Here is a 2,256-nt window from a genome sequence, read left to right as displayed (position 1 = left end):
CATATCTAAACAATATCAATAAGTTATTAGCGAGTGTCTACGAGCGACACAAAGAAAAGTTGCGCCTCGACCCTCTGAAAAACCGTTTTTAAAAATATCTAAAAAGGCAAAAGGAAATAGATCACATGCAGGTATTAGCCCCTAGACCGAGCGCAGCGAGCATAAAAACTTATGAGCGAAGCGAATCCATAGTCGCTTTTGCTTTTTTGAATCTCTCTCAGGTATTTACAAATAACTGCCCCCAACTGAGCAAAGCGAAGTCAAAAAGAACGAGTGAAACGAGTTCATAGGGCAGTTATTCACAGCTTTTTTTGGAAATTTTTCTTTTTTATATTTATTTTAATATTTTAAATATTTTACGTCCTCTGTATGCCACGTATAGCAAGGCTTTCACGCTCTAACTATAACGGATTGACTACTAACTATAACGGATTGACTACTAACTATAACGGATTGACTACTCTAACTATAACGGATTGACTACTAACTATAACAAATAGTATTATTGTTATAGATAATAAGGAATAAACTATGAAAAAAGCAGGTCTAATCGTAAAATCAAACCAAGTTATCGAGGCTGGGTATGAGCTAAGTACATCAGAACAACGGCTAATTCTTTCTGCCATTGAGCAAATACCAAAAGGAATCCCTGTATCTAGCAACGAAATTTATCAAATAAACGCTAAAGATTTTGTTCGCTTGTTTGGTGTGCATGAAAAAACAGCTTATCGAGATTTAAAAGAAGCTGCGGCTAAGTTGTATGACCGATCAATTACTATTAAAACCAAAGAAACAACAACAAAAATTAGATGGCTTCAAATGCTTCAAGTTAAAAATCCTTATTTTCACGATACATTAAGGGGTGAAGATTGGAATTCTGTCTTGCTTGTTTTCAGTGAGGCAGTTACGCCTTTACTTTCCGATCTAAAAAGTGAATTTACCAAGTATTTGGCATCGGATCTGAAAGGTCTTAGTAGTGCTTATGCAATTCGTATTTATGAGCTAATAAAACAATACGAAAACATTGGTAAGCGTGAAATAGCAATTTCTGATTTGCGTTTTATGCTGTGCTTACAAGACAAATATCCGTTATTTGGAAATTTACAGCAGCGAATAATTGACCCTGCAATTAGGGAAATTAATAAAAACACACCGATGCAAGTGACTTATGAACTACGCAAAACAGGAAGAAAATTCACTCACATCGAATTAAGGTTTAAGCCCAAGAAAGAAAATAAGGCTATATCAACAGTTTCAAACCGAGATCCAAACACGGTTGACCTGATAGCTAAGATGACAGACAAACAACGCTTTTCTTTTGCCAAAAAACTTTCTGATATGCCTGAAATGAGCAAATATTCTCACGGCACAGAAAGCTATGAACAATTTGCTATTCGTATCGCTGAAATGCTCCTAGATCCTGAAAAAAGAAAAGAACTAGCACCGTATTTAGTTAAAGTTGGATTCAGTGAAAAGCCTTGATAGACAAGGCTTTTGGCATGGATATATGGACGGATTGACGCACAACTATGAGAGATTGATGCGGATTATCTCCCCCTGTCTTGATCCTTACCAATGCTACCGTTTTCAATTTGAGTATTTAATCTGTCTTGGATTCTCTCCAATTGTCTAAGCTGTGCATCTTCCGCCCACATTGGGTTAAATGCTTTTTTCTGCTCTTTCAGACAATAATCAGCTTGTTTATCAGTCAATCTTTAGCTTTTTTTTAACTTTGCCTTTTGGTTTTGGTTTTGGTTTGACAATAAATTGCTCACCCAAAGCCTTTCCTTGTTTAAAAGTGACTATTTGCTTAGCTTCAATTTTAAGTCTTTCTCCTGTTTGAGGATTGTGTCCCATTCTTTCAGCACGCTGTTTTACTGAAAAAGTCCCAAAATCAACTAATCGGATATTTTTATCTTCAACTAGGGCTTCTGTAATGACTTCAAGAACAGAATTAAGAACAACTCTTGCTTCGTCTTGATTAATATTTAATTTAGGCGCTAATTTGGCAATTAAATCGGCTTTATTCATAATTAATTTTCCTCAATATTTAGTAAGTCAAAAAGTTTTCTATCACGATCTTCTGTTAAATACTCGTTGAGATCAGCGAGTATTTTTGTTTTCTTTGCTTCATCTTCCATTTGTTTAAGTAAGAAAGAACCAGCTAGAATTTTTCTTCTGGTGTCATCCTTACGATCTTGTTCTTTTTGCTTTGCCTTTTCACGAGCGTCTTTAGCCTGCTTTTGAGCTTTAAGC

At 35.5% G+C, this 2,256-nt stretch carries 4 protein-coding genes; 1 reads left to right on the top strand and 3 read right to left on the bottom strand.

Translation table 11 applies throughout. The features are described 5' to 3' along the window. The first annotated feature begins 531 nt into the window (after nucleotides 1-531). On the top strand, nucleotides 532-1,482 hold the full coding sequence (gene repM, locus D7V20_RS18890) for a replication initiation protein RepM (RefSeq protein WP_120385376.1): 951 nt from the start codon (nucleotides 532-534) through the stop codon (nucleotides 1,480-1,482). A 65-nt stretch (nucleotides 1,483-1,547) separates the two neighbouring features. On the opposite strand, the gene D7V20_RS19930 is transcribed toward repM, so the two are convergent. The 3 genes from D7V20_RS19930 to D7V20_RS18880 form a co-directional block, all read right to left on the bottom strand. Continuing rightward, entirely contained in the window at nucleotides 1,548-1,712 is a 165-nt protein-coding gene (locus D7V20_RS19930; RefSeq protein ID WP_171407866.1) for a hypothetical protein, read from the bottom strand. Beyond that, the gene (locus tag D7V20_RS18885; RefSeq protein ID WP_120385375.1) at nucleotides 1,705-2,031 is read right to left on the bottom strand and encodes an HU family DNA-binding protein; all 327 of its coding nucleotides are present in this window, start codon (nucleotides 2,029-2,031) and stop codon (nucleotides 1,705-1,707) included. The genes D7V20_RS19930 and D7V20_RS18885 overlap by 8 nt, the downstream gene beginning before the upstream one ends. A gap of 2 nt (nucleotides 2,032-2,033) precedes the next feature. Beyond that, on the bottom strand, nucleotides 2,034-2,256 hold a 223-nt coding region (locus D7V20_RS18880), incomplete at its 5' end, for a mobilization protein (protein ID WP_120385374.1).

The sequence above is a fragment of the Acinetobacter rongchengensis genome, from assembly GCF_003611475.1.
GTDB classification, from domain to species: domain Bacteria; phylum Pseudomonadota; class Gammaproteobacteria; order Pseudomonadales; family Moraxellaceae; genus Acinetobacter; species Acinetobacter rongchengensis.
This window is presented reverse-complemented; position numbering and strand designations above follow the sequence as displayed.

Bases quoted from the DNA above. Each gene is read 5' to 3' on its own strand.
- repM (WP_120385376.1), top strand. From the start codon at position 532: ATGAAAAAAGCAGGTCTAATCGTAAAATCAAACCAAGTTATCGAGGCT.
- D7V20_RS18885 (WP_120385375.1), bottom strand. From the start codon at position 2,031: ATGAATAAAGCCGATTTAATTGCCAAATTAGCGCCTAAATTAAATATT.